Origin of the sequence: Streptomyces sp. NPDC020747 (assembly GCF_044334695.1) — a bacterium.
Taxonomy (GTDB): Bacteria; Actinomycetota; Actinomycetes; order Streptomycetales; family Streptomycetaceae; genus Streptomyces.
The window spans coordinates 1-21744 of the sequence record NZ_JBIRTJ010000030.1 but is presented as its reverse complement, the minus strand read 5'-3'; the positions used below and the strand labels follow the sequence as shown (position 1 = coordinate 21744).

17 protein-coding genes, 1 rRNA gene, 1 pseudogene and 1 riboswitch are annotated in these 21744 nt (G+C 69.0%); of the genes and pseudogenes, 5 read left to right on the top strand and 14 right to left on the bottom strand.

What is annotated here, in order from left to right; genetic code table 11:
* The first annotated feature begins 377 nt into the window (after positions 1–377).
* Positions 378–1196: a PhzF family phenazine biosynthesis protein gene (locus ACH4YP_RS45975; RefSeq protein ID WP_398497391.1), complete on the top strand. Its 819-nt coding sequence runs from the start codon at positions 378–380 to the stop codon at positions 1194–1196.
* An 89-nt stretch (positions 1197–1285) separates the two neighbouring features.
* On the opposite strand, the gene ACH4YP_RS45970 is transcribed toward ACH4YP_RS45975, so the two are convergent.
* On the bottom strand, positions 1286–2086 hold the full coding sequence (locus ACH4YP_RS45970; protein ID WP_361064697.1) for a type II CAAX endopeptidase family protein: 801 nt from the start codon (positions 2084–2086) through the stop codon (positions 1286–1288).
* A 196-nt stretch (positions 2087–2282) separates the two neighbouring features.
* Here ACH4YP_RS45970 and ACH4YP_RS45965 point away from each other — a divergent pair, with 196 nt between their 5' ends.
* Complete coding sequence (locus tag ACH4YP_RS45965; protein WP_398497389.1) at positions 2283–4052, top strand: substrate-binding and VWA domain-containing protein; 1770 nt, start codon at positions 2283–2285, stop codon at positions 4050–4052.
* Between the two features lie 82 nt (positions 4053–4134).
* On the opposite strand, the gene ACH4YP_RS45960 is transcribed toward ACH4YP_RS45965, so the two are convergent.
* Positions 4135–5655 (bottom strand): glutamate--cysteine ligase, encoded by a 1521-nt coding sequence (locus tag ACH4YP_RS45960; protein WP_361064692.1) that lies wholly within the window; start codon positions 5653–5655, stop codon positions 4135–4137.
* Between the two features lie 567 nt (positions 5656–6222).
* Between ACH4YP_RS45960 and ACH4YP_RS45955 the strand changes: the two genes are divergently transcribed.
* On the top strand, positions 6223–6819 hold the full coding sequence (locus tag ACH4YP_RS45955) for a hypothetical protein (protein ID WP_398497388.1): 597 nt from the start codon (positions 6223–6225) through the stop codon (positions 6817–6819).
* 350 nt (positions 6820–7169) lie between these two features.
* A complete protein-coding gene (locus ACH4YP_RS45950) occupies positions 7170–7373 on the top strand; it encodes a DUF5999 family protein (RefSeq protein ID WP_361064686.1) in 204 nt (67 codons plus the stop codon).
* A 102-nt stretch (positions 7374–7475) separates the two neighbouring features.
* On the opposite strand, the gene gcvP is transcribed toward ACH4YP_RS45950, so the two are convergent.
* Positions 7476–10361 carry an aminomethyl-transferring glycine dehydrogenase gene (gene gcvP, locus ACH4YP_RS45945; protein WP_398497386.1) on the bottom strand — a complete coding sequence of 962 codons (2886 nt, stop codon included), beginning with the start codon at positions 10359–10361 and terminating at the stop codon, positions 7476–7478.
* Between the two features lie 185 nt (positions 10362–10546).
* A riboswitch (glycine riboswitch) is annotated at positions 10547–10642 on the bottom strand.
* A 104-nt stretch (positions 10643–10746) separates the two neighbouring features.
* Between gcvP and ACH4YP_RS45940 the strand changes: the two genes are divergently transcribed.
* Positions 10747–11121 carry a PRC-barrel domain-containing protein gene (locus ACH4YP_RS45940; protein ID WP_266748547.1) on the top strand — a complete coding sequence of 125 codons (375 nt, stop codon included), beginning with the start codon at positions 10747–10749 and terminating at the stop codon, positions 11119–11121.
* Here the strand turns inward: ACH4YP_RS45940 and ACH4YP_RS45935 are convergent.
* From ACH4YP_RS45935 to rrf, 11 genes and pseudogenes are all read right to left on the bottom strand, one after another.
* A pseudogene (locus ACH4YP_RS45935) lies at positions 11040–12638 on the bottom strand (DNA polymerase IV). The gene ACH4YP_RS45940 and the pseudogene ACH4YP_RS45935 overlap by 82 nt on opposite strands.
* A 200-nt stretch (positions 12639–12838) precedes the next feature.
* Positions 12839–13471, bottom strand: coding sequence for a MerR family transcriptional regulator (locus ACH4YP_RS45930; protein WP_398497383.1), 633 nt, complete (start codon positions 13469–13471; stop codon positions 12839–12841).
* Positions 13472–13685: 214 nt separating this feature from the next.
* Positions 13686–14159: a bifunctional nuclease family protein gene (locus ACH4YP_RS45925; protein WP_006123076.1), complete on the bottom strand. Its 474-nt coding sequence runs from the start codon at positions 14157–14159 to the stop codon at positions 13686–13688.
* 84 nt (positions 14160–14243) lie between these two features.
* The gene (locus tag ACH4YP_RS45920) at positions 14244–14978 is read right to left on the bottom strand and encodes a MerR family transcriptional regulator (RefSeq protein WP_361064677.1); all 735 of its coding nucleotides are present in this window, start codon (positions 14976–14978) and stop codon (positions 14244–14246) included.
* Positions 14979–15020: 42 nt separating this feature from the next.
* Complete coding sequence (locus ACH4YP_RS45915) at positions 15021–15956, bottom strand: FHA domain-containing protein (protein WP_398497381.1); 936 nt, start codon at positions 15954–15956, stop codon at positions 15021–15023.
* A gap of 61 nt (positions 15957–16017) precedes the next feature.
* Positions 16018–16947, bottom strand: a complete 930-nt coding sequence (locus tag ACH4YP_RS45910; protein ID WP_398497379.1) for a DUF881 domain-containing protein — start codon at positions 16945–16947, stop codon at positions 16018–16020.
* Between the two features lie 5 nt (positions 16948–16952).
* Positions 16953–17285, bottom strand: coding sequence for a small basic family protein (locus ACH4YP_RS45905; RefSeq protein ID WP_003988855.1), 333 nt, complete (start codon positions 17283–17285; stop codon positions 16953–16955).
* Entirely contained in the window at positions 17282–18184 is a 903-nt protein-coding gene (locus ACH4YP_RS45900; protein WP_361064668.1) for a DUF881 domain-containing protein, read from the bottom strand. Before ACH4YP_RS45900 ends, ACH4YP_RS45905 begins: the two co-directional genes overlap by 4 nt.
* Before the next feature lie 90 nt (positions 18185–18274).
* Positions 18275–20770, bottom strand: coding sequence for a mannose-1-phosphate guanyltransferase (locus ACH4YP_RS45895; protein ID WP_200399625.1), 2496 nt, complete (start codon positions 20768–20770; stop codon positions 18275–18277).
* A gap of 116 nt (positions 20771–20886) precedes the next feature.
* Positions 20887–21495 (bottom strand): CDP-alcohol phosphatidyltransferase family protein, encoded by a 609-nt coding sequence (locus ACH4YP_RS45890; protein WP_361064665.1) that lies wholly within the window; start codon positions 21493–21495, stop codon positions 20887–20889.
* Positions 21496–21649: 154 nt separating this feature from the next.
* Positions 21650–21744 (bottom strand): 5S ribosomal RNA (rrf, locus tag ACH4YP_RS45885); the annotation flags it as partial.

Here is a 21744-nt window from a genome sequence, read left to right as displayed (position 1 = left end):
TTCGGTCGGAGACAAGCGCTCAACTCGCCGGTTTGATCGCCACAGACAGCGTCGGCCTTCGCCTTTGGGCAAGGTCAAGAGTCATGAGGGCCTGGGCACAGCCCGACCGGATCAGCTGAGACAGCATCCGGCATCCCCGGCCAGGACCACGTCACCTGAGATTCCCGGCATCCTCACGTCTCAGACGAACTGGTCGCCGCACATCAGGAGGGCGATGCGGAACCAGATCATTCAAGACGGGACAAGAGCGTCGCCGCCGAGCAGGCACACCCACGAGCCCCAAGACCCCTCGTGGATCCCTCCACACCCCACCACCGGTCCACCCGCCCCGGATTGGCCTTGGCCCAGGCCTCCGACCAGCGCCTAGCGTCTGCCTCATGCGGATTCGAATCGTCGACGCCTTCACCGACCGCCCCTTCGCCGGCAACCCGGCCGGGGTCCTCCTCCTCGACGCCTCCACGTCCTTCCCGGACGACGCCTGGCTCCAGAACGTGGCCCTGGAGGTCAACCACGCGGAGACCGCGTTCGCCCACCCCCTCCCGGCGGGCGGAGAGGCCGACTGGGCGCTGCGCTGGTTCACGCCCGCAGCCGAGGTGGCGATGTGCGGTCACGCGACACTCGCCACCGCTCACGTACTGGCCACGACGGGCGCCGCCCCGGGACCCGTACGGTTCGCGACCAGGAGCGGCGTGCTCATCGCCACCGCGCACGACGACGGCTCGATCACCCTCGACTTCCCGACGGCCCCGCTCACCCCGGTCGAGGTCCCGCGGGGCGTCGCCGAGGCACTGGGCGCCGAGCCGCTCACCACCCACGACACCGGCCCGAACGTCGGCGACCTGCTGATCGAACTCGCCGACGAGAAGACGGTCCTGGGGCTCTCCCCCGACCTCGCGTCCCTCGCCCGTCACTCCGAGCGCGGCATCATCGCCACGGCCCGCGCCGGGGACCCCTCCGAGGGCTACGACTTCGTGTCCCGCTGCTTCTTCCCGAACATCGGCATCGACGAGGACCCGGTCACCGGCAGCGCCCACACAGCCCTCGCGCCCTTCTGGTCCGAGCGCCTCGGCCGCACCGGCCTCACCGGCCGCCAGGCCTCGTCCCGCTCCGGTCTCGTACGGACCGAACTCCGCGGCGACCGCACGCTGCTCACCGGCCGCGCGGTCACCGTCATCGAGGGCGAACTGCTCGCCTGAACAGTGCGAAGGGGCGTACGAGGATCTCGTACGCCCCCTTCGCACTGTTCAGGCGTCGCGCTTCCGGCGGTCTTCGCGTTTCCGGCTGTTCACGCGGTGGGCAGCCAGCCCACCTTCCCCGCCAGCAGCGCGTACCCGACGAACGCCCCGATGTCGAGCAGCGAGTGGGCGACCACCAGCGGCCCGACGCGGCCCCAGCGGCGGTACAGGTAGACGAAGACCACGCCCATCACCATGTTGCCGATGAACCCGCCGATGCCCTGGTAGAGGTGGTACGAGCCGCGCAGCACCGAGCTGGCCACCAGGGCATTGACCGGTGTCCAGCCCAACTGGTCGAGGCGGCGCAGCAGATACCCGACGACGATGACCTCCTCCAGGACCGAGTTCTGGATCGCGGAGAGGATCAGTACCGGGTACTTCCACCACACCTCGGGCAGCGCCTCGGGCACCACGGTGAGGTTGAAGCCGAGACCGCGGGCCGCCAGGTAGAAGGCGATGCCCGAACTGCCGATCACCGCGGCGATCGCGGCCCCCCGGGCGAGATCCGGCCAGGGCCGGGTGCGGTCGAAGCCGAGCGTGCGCAGCCCCTTCCCCTCACGCAGCAGGAAGTGCGCGACAAGGGCGACCGGCACCAGCGCGGAAGCGATCCCGAACAGCTGCCACGCCAGATCGAGCCATGGACGGCCGGGCGCGGCCGAGGCGTTGAGCGTGGCCGCCTGGTCCTTGAGACCTCCTGGTTTGGTGACCGAACCGACAAAGCTGATCAGCGCCGAGACCCCGCTGGCCCCGAGCGAGACACCCAGTACGAGCAGCGTCTCGTCGCGGAGAATCCGCCGTGCGGGCCGGTCCTCGGGAAAAGAATCAGCCACCGACCCTGCCTCCACGTGCACTCCTGCCTCCAGTTGAGCAATCCCGCCTCATCCCCATCTTCACCCCGCTAGGGTCTCGAATGAAGTTGCGAAGATCGTGCGCGACCAGCCGTCGGGGGGACGGACGCCCTGGCGGGCACCCCTCCCCCGATGCCATAGCATTCGGCCATTTCCGGCTTCAACGACTCCGGCTCGACCAGGGAAGGGCACGACCGCCATGGGACGTCACAGCTTGCCCGACGGGTTCCGGAGGGGCGCCACCGACCCCCGGCGGCGCGCGCGGCGCCGCAATGTGGCGCTCACGACGGCCCTCCTGCTCGCTGCCGCCGCGGGCACGGCCGCCGCGGTCGACGGCGGCGTGCTCTCCTTCGGCTCGTCCTGCTGGGACAGTGCCGTACGGCTGAGGATCGCCGCCGCTCCCGGCATCGCGCCCGCGCTCAGGGACGCGGCCGGCTACGCCCGGGACAACGACGTGACGTCCGACGGCAGTTGCCTCGACGTCCAGGTGACCGCCCGGGAGGCGTACGAGGTCACGGACGCCCTGCGGTCGAAGGCGAAGGGCGCCGGCGAGTTCGAGGCATGGGTGCCGGACTCGGGTGTGTGGGTGAACCGGATCATGGCGGACGGCAGGTCGGTTCCGGTGACCCCGGCGGGCAGCGTCGCCTCGTCACCCGTCGGCGTCGCCATGATCCCGACGGCCGCGAAGTCGCTCGGCTGGCCCGTCAAGACGTACAGCTGGACCGAACTGGCCGACGCGACGACGACGAGCGAGCGGCTGAAGCTCGGGGCGGGCGACCCCTCACGCAGTGCCACCGGTCTGCTCGCCCTGACCCGGCTGACGCACGCGGTGGGCAAGGCCAAGGACGGCGACATCCTGGCGGCGGCCACCGCGAAGGCCCTCTCGCTGCGCGCCTCCGACAGCGACAGCCAGGTCCTGGACACCCTGCCGCGCGACCTCTCCGGCACCGAGCAGGGCAACCCGAAGCGCAACCAGGCGCTGATCCTCTCCGAGCAGGCGGCGTTCGCGTACAACACGACCGCGGACAGCGGCGACGATCTCGACCTCTTCTACCCGAAGGACGGCTCGCCCCTGCTCGACTTCCCGTTCGCGCTGGTCGACGAGCCGGCGCTGTCCACGGACGAGAGCCGGGCCGCGCTGCGGTTCATGACCCTCCTCGGCGAGCCGGAAGGACGCCTGATCCTGGAGAAGCACGGCTTCCGTACGGATGACGACGACATCCCGGACAAGCTGGTGACCCGCGCCGGCGGCCGCGCCCCGCAGCCGTACGAGAAGCTGCCGGAGACACCGGCCACGGACAAGGAGATCGAGGAAGCCCTCGGCATGTGGACGATCACCGTGCAGAGCGCCCGGCTCACCACGGTCGTCGACGCCTCCGCGTCCATGAAGAAGCCGGTGCCGGGCACCAGCGAGCCCCGTATGGACGTGACCAAGGCGGCACTGCTGCAGGCCCTGGCCACCCTCACCCCGGAGGACGAGGTCGGGCTCTGGCAGTTCTCCACGAAGCTCGACGGCAAGCGCGACTACCGCGTTCTCGTCCCCACCGAGCGGCTCGGCGACCGCGTGGGCGGCAGCACCCAGCGGGACCGGCTGTCGGCGGCCTTCAGCAGCCTGAAGCCGGTCAAGGACGGCGCCACGGGCCTGTACGACACCACGCTGGCGGCGTACAAGGAGGCCACCGCCTCCTACACGAAGGGCAAGTTCAACGCGCTGGTGCTGCTGACCGATGGAGTGAACCAGGATCCCGGGAGCATCTCGCGCTCCGCCCTCGTCGCCAAGCTCCGGGAGCTGACCGATCCGGACCACCCGGTACCGATCATCGCGATCGCGGTGGGCCCTGAGGCCGACAAGAAGGAGCTCGACGAGATCGCCGAGGCGACCGGCGGCTCGGGCCACCTGGTCACCGACCCGTCCCAGATCCACTCGGTGATCCTGAAGGCCGTCGTACGGGCCGGCGACCAGGCCTGATCACCCACTCGCCGCACCACACGTCACCCCACTCGCCGCACCACCACGCGTCGCCCCGCCATCACACGTCACCCCGCCGACCTCACCCGAGCGAAACGGCGGGCGCCGGTAACCCGACCGGCCAGGTGTGCACGGGCTCACCGAGGTGCATCAGCTCGGCGTACCGTTTCGTCGTGGCGGCCAGCGCGGCATCCCGCCCCATGCCGCCCTCCAGTGCCTTGTGGAACGTGCGGGACTGCCAGGAGGCCCCGTTGACGCCCCGTTTGCAGCGCTCCTCGATGACACCGAGGTAGAGGTCCCGGTCGGCCGGTTCGACACCCCACGCGTCCAGACCCGACGCCGCTAGCGGCAGCAGCTCGTCCAGCACCAGCTGCGTCGCGGGCAGCCGCGTGGTCCCGCCGTACCTGCCGCGTCGCGGCCACTCCAGCCGCGCGTCGATGCCGTACCGGCAGGCATGGTCGAAGTTGGCCGCCGCGGACTCGAAGGGCAGCCGTGTCCACACCGGCCGCGCCTCGCCCGCGAGGGCCCGTACGAGCCCGTAGTAGAAGGCCGCGTTCGCGATCACGTCGGTGACCGTGGGGCCCGCGGGCAGCACGCGGTTCTCCACGCGCAGGTGCGGGACGCCGTCGTCGATGCCGTACACCGGACGGTTCCAGCGGTAGATCGTGCCGTTGTGGAGCACGAGTTCGGCGAGCCTGGGCGTACCGCCCTCGTCGAGGACGCTCTTCGGATCCTCCTCGTCGCAGATCGGCAGCAGAGGCGGGAAGAAGCGCAGGTTCTCCTCGAACAGGTCGTACGCCGACGAGATCCACCGCTCCCCGAACCAGGTCCGAGGACGCACCCCCTGCGCCTGGAGCTCGGGCGGCCGGGTGTCCGTCGACTGCAGGAACAGCGGGGGCCGCGACTCGCGCCACAGCTCACGGCCGAACAGGAAGGGCGAGTTGGCGCCCACCGCGACCTGGACGGCGGCCACCGCCTGCGCCGCGTTCCACACGTCGGCGAAGCGTCCGGGCGTGACCTGTAGGTGCAACTGCACGGAGGTGCAGGCGGCTTCGGGCGCGATGGAGGCCGAGGTGCAGCTGAGCCGCTCCACTCCCTCGATGTCCAGCCTGAAGTCCTCGCCGCGCGCGGCCACGATCTGGTCGTTGAGCAGCGTGTAGCGGTCCACGTCGGAAAGGTTCGCGGAGACCAGGTCGTCGCGGGCGAGCGTCGGCAGAATACCGATCATCACGATTCCGGCATCGACCTCGTTCGCCTTCCGGTGGGCATAGGCGAGTGACGTACGCAACTCCTCGGCGAGCCGGTCGAATACACGGCCGCCGAGCCGATGGGGAGCAATGTTGACTTCCAGATTGAACATGGCGAGTTCTGTTTGGAAATCCCGGCTCGCGATGCGCTCAAGTACTTGCGCATTCATCATTCTCGGCATGCCGTCAGGACCGGCGAGATTCAGCTCGATCTCCAGGCCCATGAGATTCTTGGGGCGGTCGAACCGCTTCTCCGCCAGCAACCGCGCCAGCCCCGCCAGACACTCCTGGAGCTTTTCGCGGTAGCGCTGCCGATCGGACAGGCCGATCGGCCCCGCCACGACCTTCTCCCCCATCGAAGTGTCCCTCCTCGACTGGGCAGCCCGACGAACCGGCCGCTGATGTCCCGGGTCACGTGGGATGATGCCCAGACAGTGTGATCGATAACGCCCCGGAACAGACCCCCGGGCGCTACTCCGAACGCAGATACCCGCAGGCACATTCACCAGGCATGGGTCAGTGCTCGCTTTCGACGATCTGCCCTGTCGTGAGAAACGCCGACAGGAACCGGCCGTCCACCCCGGTGGCATATTCCGAGGCCATCGACGGGTACCCCTGGAGAACCAGGACCAAACGCACGTCACGCCGACCGAATTGTCTCTTGCTCTTAATGCGCGGAACGGCTAGACGAAACACCGTCAGAACACGTGTCGTATAAACTCCGCGAACGAGGCAGAGAGTTGGCGTCCGCCATGGTAGGTCCTGCCGTCAAAGTGCCGCCCGCCACGCGGCCGACCCTTCGGGTGAACGACGCCACTTTGACGACCGGACCTTGGGCCCACGCTCCTCTGACCCGAGAGCAGACAGCGCCGTCCGCCCCCGCCCTCGCGCCACCCTGCCTGTCGAATGAGAGGCGACCCACCATGCCGCTGCACGTGCCCCCGGCTCCCGCGCCCGCGTTGCGCACCGTCCTCACCGCCCTCGGTTCCCCCACCGCGGTCCGTGAAGCGCGTACCCCGTCCCTGCGCAACGCCCAGGGACCCGCCACACCCGATCTGCCGCTGCCCGTCCACGTACTCGACCGGATCACCCCGGCGGGCACCTCCGCCACCCGCCTGGCAGGGTGGCGCTTCCTGATCCGCTGCGGCGAACGCGCCGTGGCGGCCGCGGAAACGAGGCTGACCCCCGACGGCTGGGCCTTCTCGCACTTCTTCGAGGGCCCGTACGTCACCGCCACCGAGCGCGCCCTGCGTCAGGCCGAGACGATGACCGGGTCGTACCAGGCCCGTCTGTTGTCCGTACCCGAGCTGTACATGCTCACACTCTGGCTGCACGGCGACTGCGCGGCCGACGGCGCCGAGGGCCGTCTCGCGGCCACCGACCTCCTGGTGCCGCTGGCTCCCGCGCCGCCCGGCATCGCCGCGCACCGACCGCACCGCGTGGCCGAACTGCTGCCCGTCCTGACCCATCGGCTCACACCGACGCCGACGCCCGCCCCGCTGCTCGGCTCACCCGCCTGAGCGCACCTCTGCTTCCGTGCCCCGCGGCCCCACCCCGGCCGCGGGGCACGTTGTTGCTCGGAGTGACATGACAGGGACTCAACGCACCCCCGGCCCGTCCGGACTAGCCCCATCCGACCATTCCTAACCACCCGAAGAGACAGCCCAGTTGGAATGAACCGTCCGCACGGGTGATGCGTCATCAACCTGTGAGGAGCGCTGACGCCAAATCCCTGCGGATTGACGCCCGTAGGGCAACACTGGGTTCCGGACCATCTGACAAACGGGGGGCGGCAATGAGCATCAGTTCGAGCCGCGGAACAGACACGACACCGATCACCGACCTCACACCAAAGCGAAAGATCCCATCAATGTGCCAGCACCAGCCACCGTGCCCGACAGCCGACTCCGCCGACCGGGAGGCCGCACATCTCGTTGCGCACCACCCGGAACAGGGATGGAGCCTGCTGTGCAACGGCGTTCTCCTCTTCGAGGACACCGGTGAGCTTCTGCCGGACGGCCGGATCATCGCTCCACATCGGCCTGTGGCCATGACCGTGATGACCGCCGCCTGAGCGGCGCGGTGCACCAAGGGCGGCGTACAGGCCGTCCGGACACATGAGGGGCCGGCCCGGGAAACAATCCCGGAACCGGCCCCGACGCATGTCTGTCGGTGATTACTCTTCGTAGGCGTCCAGCGGCGGGCAGGAGCAGACCAGGTTCCGGTCGCCGTACGCCTGGTCGATCCGGCGCACCGGCGGCCAGTACTTGTCCGCGGCCGAGACACCGGCCGGGAACACCGCCTCCTCGCGGCTGTACGCGTGCTCCCAGGCGTCGCCGAGCGCGGCGGCCGTGTGCGGAGCGTTCCGCAGCGGGTTGTCGTCCGCCGCCCACTCGCCCGAGCCGACCTTCTCGATCTCCGCACGGATGGCGATCATCGCGTCGCAGAACCGGTCGATCTCGGTCAGGTCCTCGCTCTCCGTGGGCTCGATCATCAGCGTGCCTGCCACCGGGAACGACATCGTCGGCGCGTGGAACCCGTAGTCGATGAGCCGCTTGGCGACGTCGTCGACGCTCACACCGGTCGCCTTGGTCAGCGGACGCAGGTCGATGATGCACTCGTGCGCCACGAGCCCGCCGGGACCGGTGTAGAGCACCGGGTAGTGCGGCTCAAGGCGCTTGGCGATGTAGTTGGCACTGAGCACGGCGACCTGCGTGGCCCGCTTGAGCCCCTCACCGCCCATGAGACGGACGTACGCCCAGGAGATGGGCAGGATGCCCGCGGAGCCCCAGGGAGCGGCCGAGATCGGGCCCACGCCGGTCTCCGGGCCCGCGGCGGGCTGCAGCGGGTGGTTCGGCAGATACGGCGCCAGGTGCGAGCGCACCCCGACCGGACCCACACCCGGACCGCCGCCGCCGTGCGGGATGCAGAACGTCTTGTGCAGGTTGAGGTGCGAGACGTCGCCGCCGAAGTGCCCCGGCTTGGCGAGACCCACGAGCGCGTTGAGGTTGGCGCCGTCGACGTACACCTGGCCGCCCGCCTCGTGCACCTGGGCGCAGATGTCGGCGACGTGCTCCTCGAACACCCCGTGCGTCGAGGGGTACGTGATCATCAGCACCGACAGCTCGTCGCGGTGCTGCTCGATCCTGGCCCGCAGGTCCTCGACGTCGATCTCGCCGTCGTCGGCGGTCTTCACGACGACGACCTTCATCCCGGCCATCACGGCGCTCGCGGCGTTCGTCCCGTGCGCGGACGACGGGATGAGGCAGATCGTCCGCTGCTCGTCGCCATTGGCCCGGTGATAGCCGCGTACGGCCAGCAGACCGGCCAGCTCGCCCTGCGAACCGGCGTTGGGCTGCAGGGACACCTTGTCGTAGCCCGTGACCTCTGCGAGGCGCTCCTCCAGCTCACGGATGAGCGTGAGGTAGCCCTGCGCCTGCTCGGCGGGCGCGAAGGGGTGCAGCTGCCCGAACTCGGGCCAGGTCACCGGCTCCATCTCGGTCGTCGCGTTGAGCTTCATCGTGCAGGAGCCCAGCGGGATCATGCCGCGGTCGAGCGCGTAGTCACGGTCGGCGAGCCGGCGCAGGTAGCGCAGCATCGCGGTCTCGGAACGGTACTGGTGGAAGACCGGGTGCGTGAGGTACTCGTCGGTGCGCAGCTGCGCGGCCGGCAGCGTGTCCTCCGTCGCCTCGTCCAGCGCGGCCACGTCCCCGTCGACCCCGAACGCCGCCCAGACGGCGCCCAGTTGGGCCCGCGTGGTGGTCTCGTCGCAGGCGAGGGACAGGCGGTCGGCGTCGACGAGCCGGAGGTTGACCCCGCCCCGGCGCGCGGCGGCGAGCGTCTCGGCCGCCTTGCCCGGCACCCGCACGGTCAGCGTGTCGAAGTACGCCTCGTGGACGACCTCGACCCCGCCGGCCTTCAGACCCGCGGCGAGGATCGTGGCGTACCGGTGGGTGCGCCGCGCGATGGACTTGAGGCCCTGGGGACCGTGGTAGACCGCGTACATCCCGGCCATCACGGCGAGCAGCACCTGAGCCGTACAGATGTTGCTGGTCGCCTTCTCACGGCGGATGTGCTGCTCACGCGTCTGCAGGGCGAGCCGGTACGCCTTGTTGCCGTCCGCGTCGACCGAGACGCCGACGAGCCGGCCGGGCAGGCTGCGCGCGAACTTCTCGCGCACGGCCATGTATCCGGCGTGCGGCCCGCCGAAGCCCATCGGCACACCGAAGCGCTGGGTCGTACCGACCGCGATGTCGGCGTCCAGCTCACCCGGCGAGGTGAGCAGCGTCAGGGCGAGCAGATCGGCGGCGACAGTGACGACCGCGCCCAGCTCGTGCGCCCGCTCGACGACGGGCTTGAGGTCCCGTACTGCCCCGGAGGCGCCGGGGTACTGGAGGAGCACGCCGTTGATCTCGCGCTCGGCGAGCCCGGCCGGAATGCCGTCGCTCAGGTCGGCGACGACGACCTCGACGCCGGTCGGCTCGGCGCGGGTCTCGATCACGGCGATGGTCTGCGGCATGGTGTCCGCGTCGACCAGGAACAGGCCCTTCTTGTTCTTGCCCATGCGCCGCGACAGCGCCATGGCCTCGGCGGCCGCCGTGCCCTCGTCGAGCAGCGAGGCCCCGGAGGTCGGCAGCCCGGTCAGCTCGGCGACCACGGTCTGGAAGTTGAGCAGCGCCTCCAGCCGGCCCTGCGAGATCTCCGGCTGGTAGGGCGTGTACGCCGTGTACCAGGCGGGACTCTCCATGACATTGCGCAGAATGACAGGCGGCGTGAACGTCCCGTAGTACCCGAGCCCGATCATGGAATCCAGCACCTGGTTGCGGTCCGCGAGGGAGCACAGTTCGGCCAGCACCTCGGCCTCGGTGCGGGCGCCCGGCAGTTCGAGCGCCTCGGCGTTCTTGATCACATCCGGGACCGCGGTGGCCGTCAGCTCGTCGAGCGAGCCGTACCCCACGTGCGCGAGCATCTTGGCCCGGGCTTCGGTGTCGGGCCCGATGTGGCGCTGCTCGAAGGGGATTCCCTGTTCGAGCTCTGAGAGCGGAATACGATGGGCGGTCATTGCGGAGGCCTCCTGGTCTGACGACCTTCGAGGGGCACCACTGCATGGGTGCCCGGACGGCCTCCCCCTCTGTCATCTCAACCTGAGAGCTTCACCGGCCCGCCCGTGAAGGCGCACCGGCTTTCACCGTCGGTGAGAGCGGAACCCGTCAGAAACTCGGACACCACTCTGCTTTCCAGAGTGACCTCGTCCATGCGGTACGTGGGCCTGAGAGATTCCGGGGAGGATTTGCTCCTTCGGCGCCTCCGATGAAGCCTGGAGGACTCTCCCGCACGGGGTCAGCAGCCGTTGCCCAGGGTACCAGCGGGGTTCCCCCGAGTGGCCGCCCTCCTCAAAGTGCTCTTTCGTAGTGCTTACGGATGAGTTGCGAGCAGCTGGAGGGCCCGTGCAGACCGACATCGATCCGCGCAACCTGATAGGCCGCAAGGCGTTCGACCGCAACGGCACGAAAATCGGCACGGTCGACGAGGTCTACCTCGACGACGCGACCGGCGTACCGGAGTGGGCGGCCATACGCACCGGCCTGTTCAGCAGGGACGCCTTCGTCCCCCTGGAGCCCAGCGAACTGACCGACGGGGGTCTGCGAGTCCCCTTCGAACGCGCCCTGATCAAAGACGCCCCCGACTTCGGCGTAGGCCGCCACCTCTCCCCCGAACAGGAACTCCAGCTCTACCACCACTACGGCCTGGACGTAGCTCCCCCACCCCCCTTCCCGGACCACGACTTCGGCCACCTGGCAGGCAGGGACGACTCCCAGTAAGGGGCTCCAAGGGGGCAAGGGCGACGCCGGTCTGTCTTGGGGGCGCGGGGAACCGCGCACGAGGCCACAACCGACCCGCACCCACAAACACACCCGCACCGACCTCACCCCTCCCCGCCCGCCGCAGGCGACCCCGCAGACGCCCCCACATCACCACCCCGCCGCTCCACCAACGGCAACGGCTCAGCCCCCTCCAACAAAGGATCATCGCTCCGAAACGTCCGCACCCGCCCCGGCACGGAGTCCGGCGTCTCGAACCGCACAGTCACCCGCCCCAGCCCACTCCCCTGCACCCACCCGTGCCCGAACTCGGCATGCCGCACATCGTGCCCGGCATGCCACCGCCGCTCCGCAGGAGGCACCGGCTCCTCGACCGCCTCCTCGGCTTCCTCCTTCTCCGCGTGCTCGATCTCCTCGGCAGCAGCGGACGCGGCAGCGGCAGCCGTCCGAGCCTGAGCGAACAGATCCTCCTGCGTGTAGTCGGCGAGCCCCGAGACGCCCACCCCCAGCAGCCGTACGCCGCCCGTGGTGTCCACGGACTCCAGCAACCGCCCGGCGGCCTCCCGCACCACCGCGGGGTCGTCCGTGGGCCCCCTGAGCGTCTCGGACCGGGTCAGCGTCGAGAAGTCGTACCGCCGCACCTTCAGCACGATGGTCCGCCCCGACAGATGCGCGCCCCGCAACCGCCCCACACACCGGTCGGCCAGGCGCTGGACCTCCATCCGCACCCGCACCCGGTCGTGGATGTCCACGTCGTACGTGTCCTCGACGGACACCGACTTGGTGTCCCGCTCGGCCACCACGGGCCGCACGTCGTGCGCGAGCGCCATGGCGTACAGCGCGACCCCGTGGGCCTTCCCCAGGAGCCGTACGAGCTCGTCCTCGCCCGCCTCGGCGATCTCCCCGACCGTGGTGATCCCGGCCCGCCGCAGATGGTCTCCCGTGGCGGGCCCCACCCCCGGAAGCGTTCGCACGGACATGGGGGCGAGCAGCTCCCGCTCGGTACCCGGCTCTATCAGCACGAGCCCGTCCGGCTTGGCCTGCTCGGAGGCGATCTTCGCGAGCATCTTGGAGGCGGCGAGGCCGACCGACCCGGTCAGTCCGGTGACGGCCCTGATGTCCCCGCGCAGCTTCACCCCGGCCAGCCGCGCCGACTCCGCGTCCCAGGCCTTGTGCCCGGCCTCCAGGTCCACGAACGCCTCGTCCAGGCTCAACGGCTCCACCAGGGGCGACAGATCCCGCAGCAGGCCCATCACCTGCTCGCTGACGTCCCGATAGAGCCCGAAGCGCGGTACGAGATACGCGGCGTTCGGCGCCAGCCGGCGGGCCTGCGCCATGGGCATCGCCGAATGCACCCCGAAGACCCGTGCCTCGTACGAGCAGGTGGCCACCACACCCCGCGGCCCGAGCCCTCCCACGATGACCGCCTTCCCGCGCAGGCTCGGCTTGGCCGCCTGCTCCGCCGAGGCGTAGAAGGCATCCATGTCGAGATGCAGGATCGTGGGCGCGGTTCTCACATGTCCGATGCTGCCCTACGCCACTGACAATGCCCCGGCACACACCCTGCGGACCGGCGCCATGCCGGACCCGCCAGTGCGCCGAGCGGCAGACACCGGGCGGTGGGCACTAGGCGGGGGCGCCAGGGCCGGAAGGACTCAGACAGAGCCGGGCCGGAAGGCCCGGACAGGACCCACCGGCCCAGACAGCGCCCGCCGCCTCAGACCGCGCGATTACGGCGCCGAGCCAGCTCGTCCGCCGGATTGGGCCGGAGAAGCGTCTCGCCCGTGTCGACGCGCTCCCCGTGCAGCTGTGACAGGGCGCTCTCCACGTCCCGCCAGACCACACCCACCGCGATCCCGAAGATGCCCTGTCCGCCCTGGAGGAGCGCGTGGACCTCGTCGGGCGAGGAGCACTCGTAGACCGTCGCGCCGTCGCTCATCAGCGTCATCCGCTCCAGGTCCCGGAACCCGCGCTCACGCAGGTGCTGGACCGTGGTGCGGATGTTCTGCAGCGAGACACCCGTGTCGAGGAACCGCTTGACGATCTTCAGGACCACGACGTCCCGGAAGCTGTAGAGCCGCTGCGTCCCCGACCCGTAGGCGGCCCGCACGCTCGGCTCGACCAAGCCGGTTCTGGCCCAGTAGTCCAACTGCCGGTAGGTGATGCCCGCGGCCGCGCAGGCCGTGGGCCCCCGATAACCGACCTCCTCGGACGCCACCCCGCCGTCCTCGGGCACCGCTGTCGGCCGCTGTACGTGATCGGCCGCGCTGCTGTGAAGCGGGTACGGGCTGCTCTCCCCCAGACCGGGTCCGGGGGCACCCCCAGCCGTACCGTCGCCGCTGCTTCTCACGCCGACCTCCGTCCTTGACCTGCCTTCTCGAAGGTAGGCAGCCACCAGGGGTGCGTCAACGACCGCCACACTCGGCACGCCGAGTGATAATCACCCTAGGAGTGGTTTCCCGTGTCCCACCGCGGGGAAAGGCTAGCCGAATGCTCTCGGAACAACCGCCGCACGGCCTGTTGTCCGGCGGTCCCGGAGGGTCACTGGAGCCCGGACTGGAAGGTCACTGGCTGTTGGTCCCGAAGTCCTCGGGCGAGATCTGGTCGAGGAACTCGCGGAACTTCTCCACCTCGTCCTCCTGCTCGTCCGGGATCGCGATGCCGGCGTCGTCCAGCACCCCGTCGCTGCCGTAGATCGGCGTCCCGGTGCGCAGCGCGAGCGCTATGGCGTCGGACGGCCGGGCGCTGACCTCGACTCCGCTGGCGAACACCAGCTCCGCGTAGAAGACGCCCTCCCGCAGGTCCGTGATGCGCACCTCGGTGAGCTCCTGGCCGACGGCCTCCAGCACGTCCTTGAACAGGTCGTGGGTCAGCGGTCGCGCGGGGGCCATGCCCTGCTGTGCGAAGGCGATCGCCGTCGCCTCCCCCGGCCCGATCCAGATGGGGAGGTAACGGTCGCCTCCCACTTCACGCAGGAGCACGATCGGTTGGTTGGAGGGCATTTCGACCCGGACACCTACGACGTCGAGCTCGTTCACACAGCAACCCTAGGCCGTGCCCGGCATCTTTGGGTAGTCGGGCACGGAATGGGCGCCCGATCCCACGTCCGCGCGACCACCCTGTCAGGGCAGCCGCACCCCGAGGGCGGACTGCACCAGCGCGGCGTGCAGCTTCACCGCGAGCCCCGCCAGTTCCTTGGTCTGCGCCTCCGCGTGCGCCCTGGTCTGCGGATTGCGGTGCCGCCGCAGCGGGGCCACCACCTGGTCGACAAGGCCGGCCTCGCGGTCGGCGGCGGCCTTCACGGCACGCAGATGGCGCGGCTCGATCCCGAACCGCCCCAGTTCCACGACGAGACCGGCCACGGTCACCGCCTCGGCGTCGTAGACCCCCTCGGGCAGCGGTGTGATGAGCCCGTACGACTCCCACTCCTCGAGCTGCTGCTCGCCGATCTCCACGGCGGCCAGCAGCTCGGCACGCCCGATCCGGGCCACAGTCGGCCCTTCGGACTCGCAGAGCACCTCGCCATCGCGCTGGCGCCCCACGGACGGCAAAGGCAGCGCCTCACCGCGCTCCACGGCGTCCAGGTGCTCGCGGATCACCTTCAGGGGCAGATAGTGGTCCCGCTGCATCCTCAGGACGTGCCCGAGCCGCTCGACGTCGCCCGGGCTGAACTTCCGGTACCCCGACGGTGTCCGCTGCGGCTCGATGAGCCCCTCCGACTCCAGGAAACGGATCTTGGAGATGGTGACTTCGGGGAACTCGTCGCGCAGCACGGTGAGCACCGTGCCGATGCTCATCAGTCCGTTGTCCATGGCGGCGGTGCCGTGGCCGACACCGCCGCTCGGTGTTCGAAGCATGGACCTTCCTGAGGGTCCCCCCGGACCGGGTCCGGGGGCGGGTCAGATACCCCGCTGGCTCGCGTGGAAGACCAGCCGGTACTTGCCGATCTGCACCTCGTCGCCGTTCGACAGCGGGACCGAGTCGATCCGCTCCCGGTTGACGTACGTGCCGTTGAGGCTGCCGACGTCCGCCACCGTGAACGAGCCGTCGGAGACGCGACGGAACTCCACATGGCGGCGCGACACGGTCACGTCGTCCAGGAAGATGTCGCTCTGCGGATGACGACCGGCGGTGGTCAGCTCGCCGTCCAGCAGGAAGCGGCTGCCCGAGTTGGGCCCGCGGCGCACCACCAGGAGCGCCGAGCCGAGCGGCAGCGCGTCGACGGCGGCCTGCGCCTCGGGCGAGAGCATCGGCATCTGCGTCTGGCCGGTGACCTCGGCGTCGTAGGCCTCTAGGCCCGAGATGGAGATCGTCGAGGTGGTCTCCGACGGTCGCTCGGGGGTCGCCCCGGCCCGCAACGGAGCACCGCAGTTGGAGCAGAAGCGGCTCGCCTCCGCGTTGCGGTTACCGCACCTCGTACACACCAGGGCCGACATCGACGGATCCTCCTGCCGCGGCTGCCCCGCAGGGGCGTTGGACGCATACGGGTCGGAGCCGAAACCTATGCGTCCCGACTGGGCAGGGTCAACAGACGGCGCGCCCTGACCACCGGAAATGTCACCGCCAGGACCACCGACCTGATCCCGGAACAGGGGGCGGTCCCCCTGATCCTCGCCCTCCGCGGGGCGCGGTGCACGATGGCGGGCAGTCGCGTTGTCGCTGCCCTCTCGCGCGCTCTTGCCGAACAACTTCGCAAACAACTTCACGGGCGATTCCCCTTGACCGAAACAGACCCGCCCGTGGGGCAGGACGAACCCTGATTGCACACACCGGCCGAGCCGGACACCCTCACAACGTCCGTATCCACCAGACAGTTTCCACCACGCACCACCCATTCGGTGCGTCGACCCCCCGCAACCTCATGCCCTCGGGGAGCGGCCCCCAAGCGCCCCCGGTTCACTGGGAGGACGACCGAGCGTAGTCAGGCCGCTTCGCCGGTCGCAAGGCGTCCACGATGATCTTGTCCGATCGTTCCACCGTGACAGTGGCCTGCTCCTTCTCCAAAGTCTGCACCACTCCGCCAGGGATGTTGAGCGCCGGTTCGAGATCCTGAGGCTTGCCGATGACCTTGAAACGATAGGGGGCGCTGATCTTGTTCCCGTCGACGGCGACTCCGCCGCTCACATCCGTCAGATAGGTGCCAGCGACGACCCGTACACCGTTGACCTGGATCGCCTCCGCTCCGGCGGCACGCAGCTCCTGGATCGCGTCGAGCAGCATGTCGGCCTCGACCGTCCCCTCCTCGTCCTCGATGGTCAGCGTGATGCCGGGACCCTGCGCCGCCACGGTGCCCGCCAGGATGCCGAGCTGCTTCTCCTTCTCGACCGTCTGCTTGCGGGCTTCCTCGGCCTGGTCCGAACTGTTCTCCAGCTCGGTGCGCTGATCCTCCAGCCCCTGCTTCTCCTCTTCCAGACGCTGCGTACGGTCGTCCAGTTCATCGAGGATGCGTACGAGATCCTCCTGGCGCGCGCCGCGGAGGGCACCGTCGCTGTCGCTGTTGGACGCCACCTGGACGGCGAGACCGAAGCCGAGGCCGAACAGCAGGAGGGCGACGATGAACTGCGCACGCGACACGCGCGGCGGCCACAGGCCCTTCACGAGCCGCTGCCGGCCGGTCAGAGCCGGCTTGTCCGGTTCCGGCGCGGCGTCCGGCGACTCCGGGTTCTCCTGCGCGCGCACCTCTTCGGGAAGTTCCTTGCGCAGACGGTTCGCGGAGGTCTCCGGGGCTTCCGGGGCTTCCGGGCTCTTGGGAGCCTCAGAGGACTCTGAGGCTTCCGGAGTCTCTGGGGTCTCTGGGGTCTCTGGGTTTTCGTCCTGGCTGCTCATCGGCCTCACGCCCTGAACACGTGACGGCGGATCGCCGCGGCGTTGGAGAAGATCCGGATGCCGAGGACGACCACGACACCCGTGGACAGCTGGGCGCCCACGCCCAACTTGTCACCGAGGAAGACGATCAGCGCGGCCACGACCACGTTGGACAGGAACGACACCACGAAGACCTTGTCGTCGAAGATGCCGTCGAGCATCGCCCGCAGACCTCCGAACACGGCGTCGAGCGCCGCGACGACGGCGATCGGAAGATAGGGCTCGACCACCGCCGGAACCTCGGGCCGGACCAACAATCCAGCCACGACTCCCACGACGAGGCCCAGTACGGCGATCACGATGTGCCTTTCTCTGTGCTCGGTTGCGCTGTTCGTACGATCACACTCGGTGCGGCGGGCAGCCGGAGGTCGTCCTCGACGGAAATGCCTGTCCGGATATGGAAGTTCTTCCGCAGGGCGTCCAGATACTGTCCGTCGCCGCTGTTCTGGAACTCGGTTCTCAGCCGCTCGCCGTCCCCCACCGCCAACACCGTGTAGGGCGGCACCAGGGGCTTGTTGTCGACCAGTATCGCGTCACCCGCGGCCCGGATCGCGGACAGTGCCGTCAGCCGCTGCCCGTTGATCGAGATGGCCTCGGCGCCCGACTCCCACAGCCCGTTGACCACGCGCTGCATGTCGCGGTCACGCACCCGACCGGTGTCGGAGAAACCCGACGTCTCGCGTGCGTCTCCGTTGCCGCCCTCGTCTGCTTCCTTGGCGTCGTCCACGACGAGCTTCACACCGGGGCCGTGTACTTCGATCGCGCCGGCCAGGATGCCCACCAGCTCGCCCTGGTCGCCACCGTGCTTCTTCAGCGCCTCGCGCTGCCGCGCGCTCACGTCGTCGCGGAGCTTGTCGATACCGTCCTCGAGCTTGTCGGCCGCCGACGTCTCGCGATCGATGCGGTCGATGAGCTCCTCGCGCTCCTTGGCGACGACCGGGGCCGCTACCCGCGCCTGCGCCGCTCCCACGGTCACCACAAGGGCCGCGAGCACCAGCCCGGCCGCGAGTCCGAGCTTCGCCCGCAGCGTCTTCGGCAGGGCGCCGGTCCCGTCGGCCTTCTTGCGGGCAGCCGCCTCCGCGTAACCCTCGTCGAGGCTGTGGTCCATGACGTTGGTGAGCAGCGACATGGATGCGTCCAGGCGCGGGGGGCGCGTAGGAGTGCTCCGAACGGGGGGCTGCTGCGGCATGCCGCACATCGTCGCACGTCGCGGGCAGTACCTCCGAATGGCCCCACCGTCGTGCCGGACGTGCCCCTTTGGACCACGTCCGGCACGCGCGCGTGCGGCTCAGCGACCGGCGCTGTCCACCACCGACGACCACTCGTCGAGCAGGGCCTGCGCGGACGCGTCGTCGGGCCCTTCGGCCCACAGATGCGTGACCGCCTCCGCCCGGTCCGGAAGAACCATCACCCAGCGCCCGTCGGTCTCCACCACTCGTACGCCGTCGGTCGTGTCCACGAACCGGTCACCGGCCGCTTCGACCACGCGCCGCATCACAAGTCCCTTGACCGCCCAGGGAGTCGCGAGATCGCGCTTGAGGACGTGGGCCCGCGGAATCCGCGCGTCGATCTGGCTGAGAGTGAGCTGCGTCCGCGCCACCAGCCCGATGAGCCGTACGAAGGCCGCCGTGCCGTCGAAGACACTGCTGAACTCCGGCACGATGAAGCCACCGCGCCCGTCGCCTCCGAAGATCGTCGACTCCTCGCGCCCCACGCGCGTCAGATCGTCCGGCGACGTCGTCGTCCAGTCGACCTGGGTCCCGTGGTACGCCGCCACCTGCTCGGCGATCCTCGTGGTGGTCACGGGCAACGCCACCCGCCCGCTCCGTCGTTCGGCGGCCACCAGATCGAGCATGACGAGCAGCGCCCGGTCGTCCTCGATGATCCGCCCCTTCTCGTCGACGAGCGACAGCCGCTCGCCCACCGGGTCGAACCGCACCCCGAACGCGGCCCGCGCGGACGCCACGATCTCGCCGAGTCGCACCATCCCCGACCTGCGGGCGTCCGCGGTCTCCGTGGGCCGCGACTCGTCGAGACCGGGGTTGATGGTCAGCGAGTCGACCCCGAGCTTGCCCAGGAGGCTGGGCAGCACCAGCCCGGCGCTGCCGTTCGACGCGTCCACGACCACCTTGAGCCCGGATTCGGCGACCCCGGTGTTGTCCACATTCCGCAGCAGAGAACCGGTGTACGAGTCGAAGACGCTGGCCGGGAAGTGCAGGTCCCCGATCTCGCCCGGGAACGCACGCCGGTACTCCTGCCGCGCGAACACCCGATCCAGTTTCCGCTGACTCCCCTGCGACAGGTCCGCCCCGCGCCCGTCGAAGAACATGATGTCGACGGAGTCGGGAACACCTGGCGTAGTCCGGATCATGATCCCGCCGGCACTGCCCCGCGCGGTCTGCTGCCGCGCCACCGGCAGCGGTACGTTCTCCAGGTCCCGTACATCGATGGCGCTGGCCTGCAGCGCCGAGATGACCGCCCTCTTGAGCGCACGAGCGCCTCGCGAGTGGTCACGGGCGGTCGTGACGGTCGAGCCCTTCTTGAGCGTCGTCGCATACGCGCCCGCGAGGCGAACGGCGAGCTCGGGTGTGATCTCCACGTTCAGGATCCCGGAGACTCCGCGGGCTCCGAAGAGATGGGCCTGGCCCCGCGACTCCCAGATGACCGACGTATTGACGAAGGCGCCGGCCTCGATGGTCTTGAACGGATAGACCCGCACATTGCCCTGAACGATCGATTCTTCACCGACCAGGCACTCGTCGCCGATGACGGCGCCGTCCTCGATGCGCGCGGCCCGCATGATGTCGGTGTTCTTGCCGATGACACAACCGCGCAGATTGCTGTGCTGGCCGATGTAGACGTTGTCGTGCAGCACGGCCTTGTGCAGAAACGCCCCGGTCTTCACGACGACATTGGAGCCCACCACGGTGTGCTCGCGGATTTCGACGTCGGCCTCGACCTTGGCGTAGTCCCCGATGTAGAGCGGCCCTCGCAGCACGGCGTCGGGATGTACTTCGGCGCCCTCCGCGACCCAGACCCCGGGCGAGATCTCGAAGCCGTCGAGCTCGACGTCGACCTTGCCCTCCAGGACATCGGCCTGCGCCTTCACATAGCTCTCGTGCGTGCCGACGTCCTCCCAGTACCCCTCGGCGATATAGCCGTAGATCGGCTTGCCCTCCTTCATCAACTGAGGGAAGACATCGCCGGACCAGTCGACGGAGACATCGGCCTCGACATAGTCGAATACCTCTGGCTCCATGACGTAGATACCGGTGTTCACCGTGTCCGAGAAGACCTGGCCCCAGGTGGGCTTCTCGAGAAAGCGCTCGACCTTGCCTTCCTCGTCCACGATGGTGATACCGAATTCCAGTGGATTAGGGACACGAGTCAGACAGACCGTGACCAGCGCGCCCTTTTCCTTGTGGAAATTGATCAGATCAGTGAGATCGAAGTCGGTCAGAGCATCACCGGAGATCACGAGGAAGGTGTCGTCCTTCAGCGCTTCCTCGGCATTCTTGACACTGCCGGCAGTACCGAGTGGCTTCTCCTCATTGGCATAGGTGAGCTCCATACCGAGCTCTTCACCGTCACCGAAGTAGTTCTTGACGAGAGAGGCCAGGAACTGGACAGTAACGACGGTCTCGTTGAGCCCATGCCGCTTGAGCAGCCGTAGCACATGCTCCATGATCGGGCGATTGGCCACGGGCAGGAGCGGCTTGGGCATGCTTGAGGTCATGGGGCGAAGGCGTGTGCCTTCACCTCCGGCCATCACGACGGCCTTCATGTCGGAAGCGTCCTCCTTGAAGAGACGACGGTCTAGCCGACTTCACCCGTCAGATTGTCCCGCACATTCTGCTTGCGGGCCATCAGAGGCCACTTACGGCCGCCCATTCGGCGAGCTCAATCGGCCATGGTGTCCGCGCGGACAAGGCGGCGGACCTGAACCACGTAGAGGATCCCTGCCCACCAGTAGAGCGTTGTACCCCATCCTGCGAACGCCCATCCGAAAATAGCAGCGAGTGATGCAAGCCATCCACTCCCGTCACTGAGCAGCAGCAACGGGAAGGCGTACATCAGGTTGAACGTAGCAGCCTTCCCAAGGAAGTTCACCTGCGGGGGTGGATAGCCGTGCCGTCTGAGGATGCCCACCATCACCAGAAGAAGCAGCTCACGCGCCAGCAGGACACTTGTCAGCCAGAGCGGCAGAATCTCGCGCCAGGTGAGCCCGACCAAAGTCGACAGAATGTAGAGCCGGTCGGCCGCGGGGTCCAGCAGCCGGCCGAGGCTGCTGATCTGGTTCCAGCTACGGGCCAGCTTGCCGTCCAAATAGTCGCTGATGCCGCTGAGCATGAGCACCAGGAGTGCCCAGCCGTCACTCTGGGGACCGCCGAACTCCGGCCTGAGGATCAGCCACAGGAACAGCGGCACGCCTGCGAGGCGGGCCATGCTGAGGATGTTCGGGATGGTGAGGACCCGGTCTGTCTGGACGCGGGTCTCCTGGACCTCCACCCGGGGGCCTCCTGTGGGAACGTGCCAACGTTGCCCCCTGACCTTACCCTCAGCCATCTGCCCGCAGCGCGGAGGGGGTTGGGTCCGGCGTCCCGAAAAACAAAAAAGCTCCGGTTCTTGGACTGAAAGTCCAAGAACCGGAGCTCTAAAAGGAGTTCGGCGGTGTCCTACTCTCCCACAGGGTCCCCCCTGCAGTACCATCGGCGCTGTAAGGCTTAGCTTCCGGGTTCGGAATGTAACCGGGCGTTT

Bases quoted from the DNA above. Each gene is read 5' to 3' on its own strand.
- gcvP (WP_398497386.1), bottom strand. From the start codon at position 10,361: ATGACCGCCCATCGTATTCCGCTCTCAGAGCTCGAACAGGGAATCCCC.
- ACH4YP_RS45950 (WP_361064686.1), top strand. From the start codon at position 7,170: ATGTGCCAGCACCAGCCACCGTGCCCGACAGCCGACTCCGCCGACCGG.
- ACH4YP_RS45920 (WP_361064677.1), bottom strand. From the start codon at position 14,978: ATGCTTCGAACACCGAGCGGCGGTGTCGGCCACGGCACCGCCGCCATG.
- ACH4YP_RS45915 (WP_398497381.1), bottom strand. From the start codon at position 15,956: ATGGGTGGTGCGTGGTGGAAACTGTCTGGTGGATACGGACGTTGTGAG.
- ACH4YP_RS45910 (WP_398497379.1), bottom strand. From the start codon at position 16,947: ATGAGCAGCCAGGACGAAAACCCAGAGACCCCAGAGACCCCAGAGACT.
- ACH4YP_RS45900 (WP_361064668.1), bottom strand. From the start codon at position 18,184: ATGTGCGGCATGCCGCAGCAGCCCCCCGTTCGGAGCACTCCTACGCGC.
- ACH4YP_RS45975 (WP_398497391.1), top strand. From the start codon at position 378: ATGCGGATTCGAATCGTCGACGCCTTCACCGACCGCCCCTTCGCCGGC.
- ACH4YP_RS45955 (WP_398497388.1), top strand. From the start codon at position 6,223: ATGCCGCTGCACGTGCCCCCGGCTCCCGCGCCCGCGTTGCGCACCGTC.
- ACH4YP_RS45895 (WP_200399625.1), bottom strand. From the start codon at position 20,770: ATGAAGGCCGTCGTGATGGCCGGAGGTGAAGGCACACGCCTTCGCCCC.
- ACH4YP_RS45960 (WP_361064692.1), bottom strand. From the start codon at position 5,655: ATGGGGGAGAAGGTCGTGGCGGGGCCGATCGGCCTGTCCGATCGGCAG.
- ACH4YP_RS45965 (WP_398497389.1), top strand. From the start codon at position 2,283: ATGGGACGTCACAGCTTGCCCGACGGGTTCCGGAGGGGCGCCACCGAC.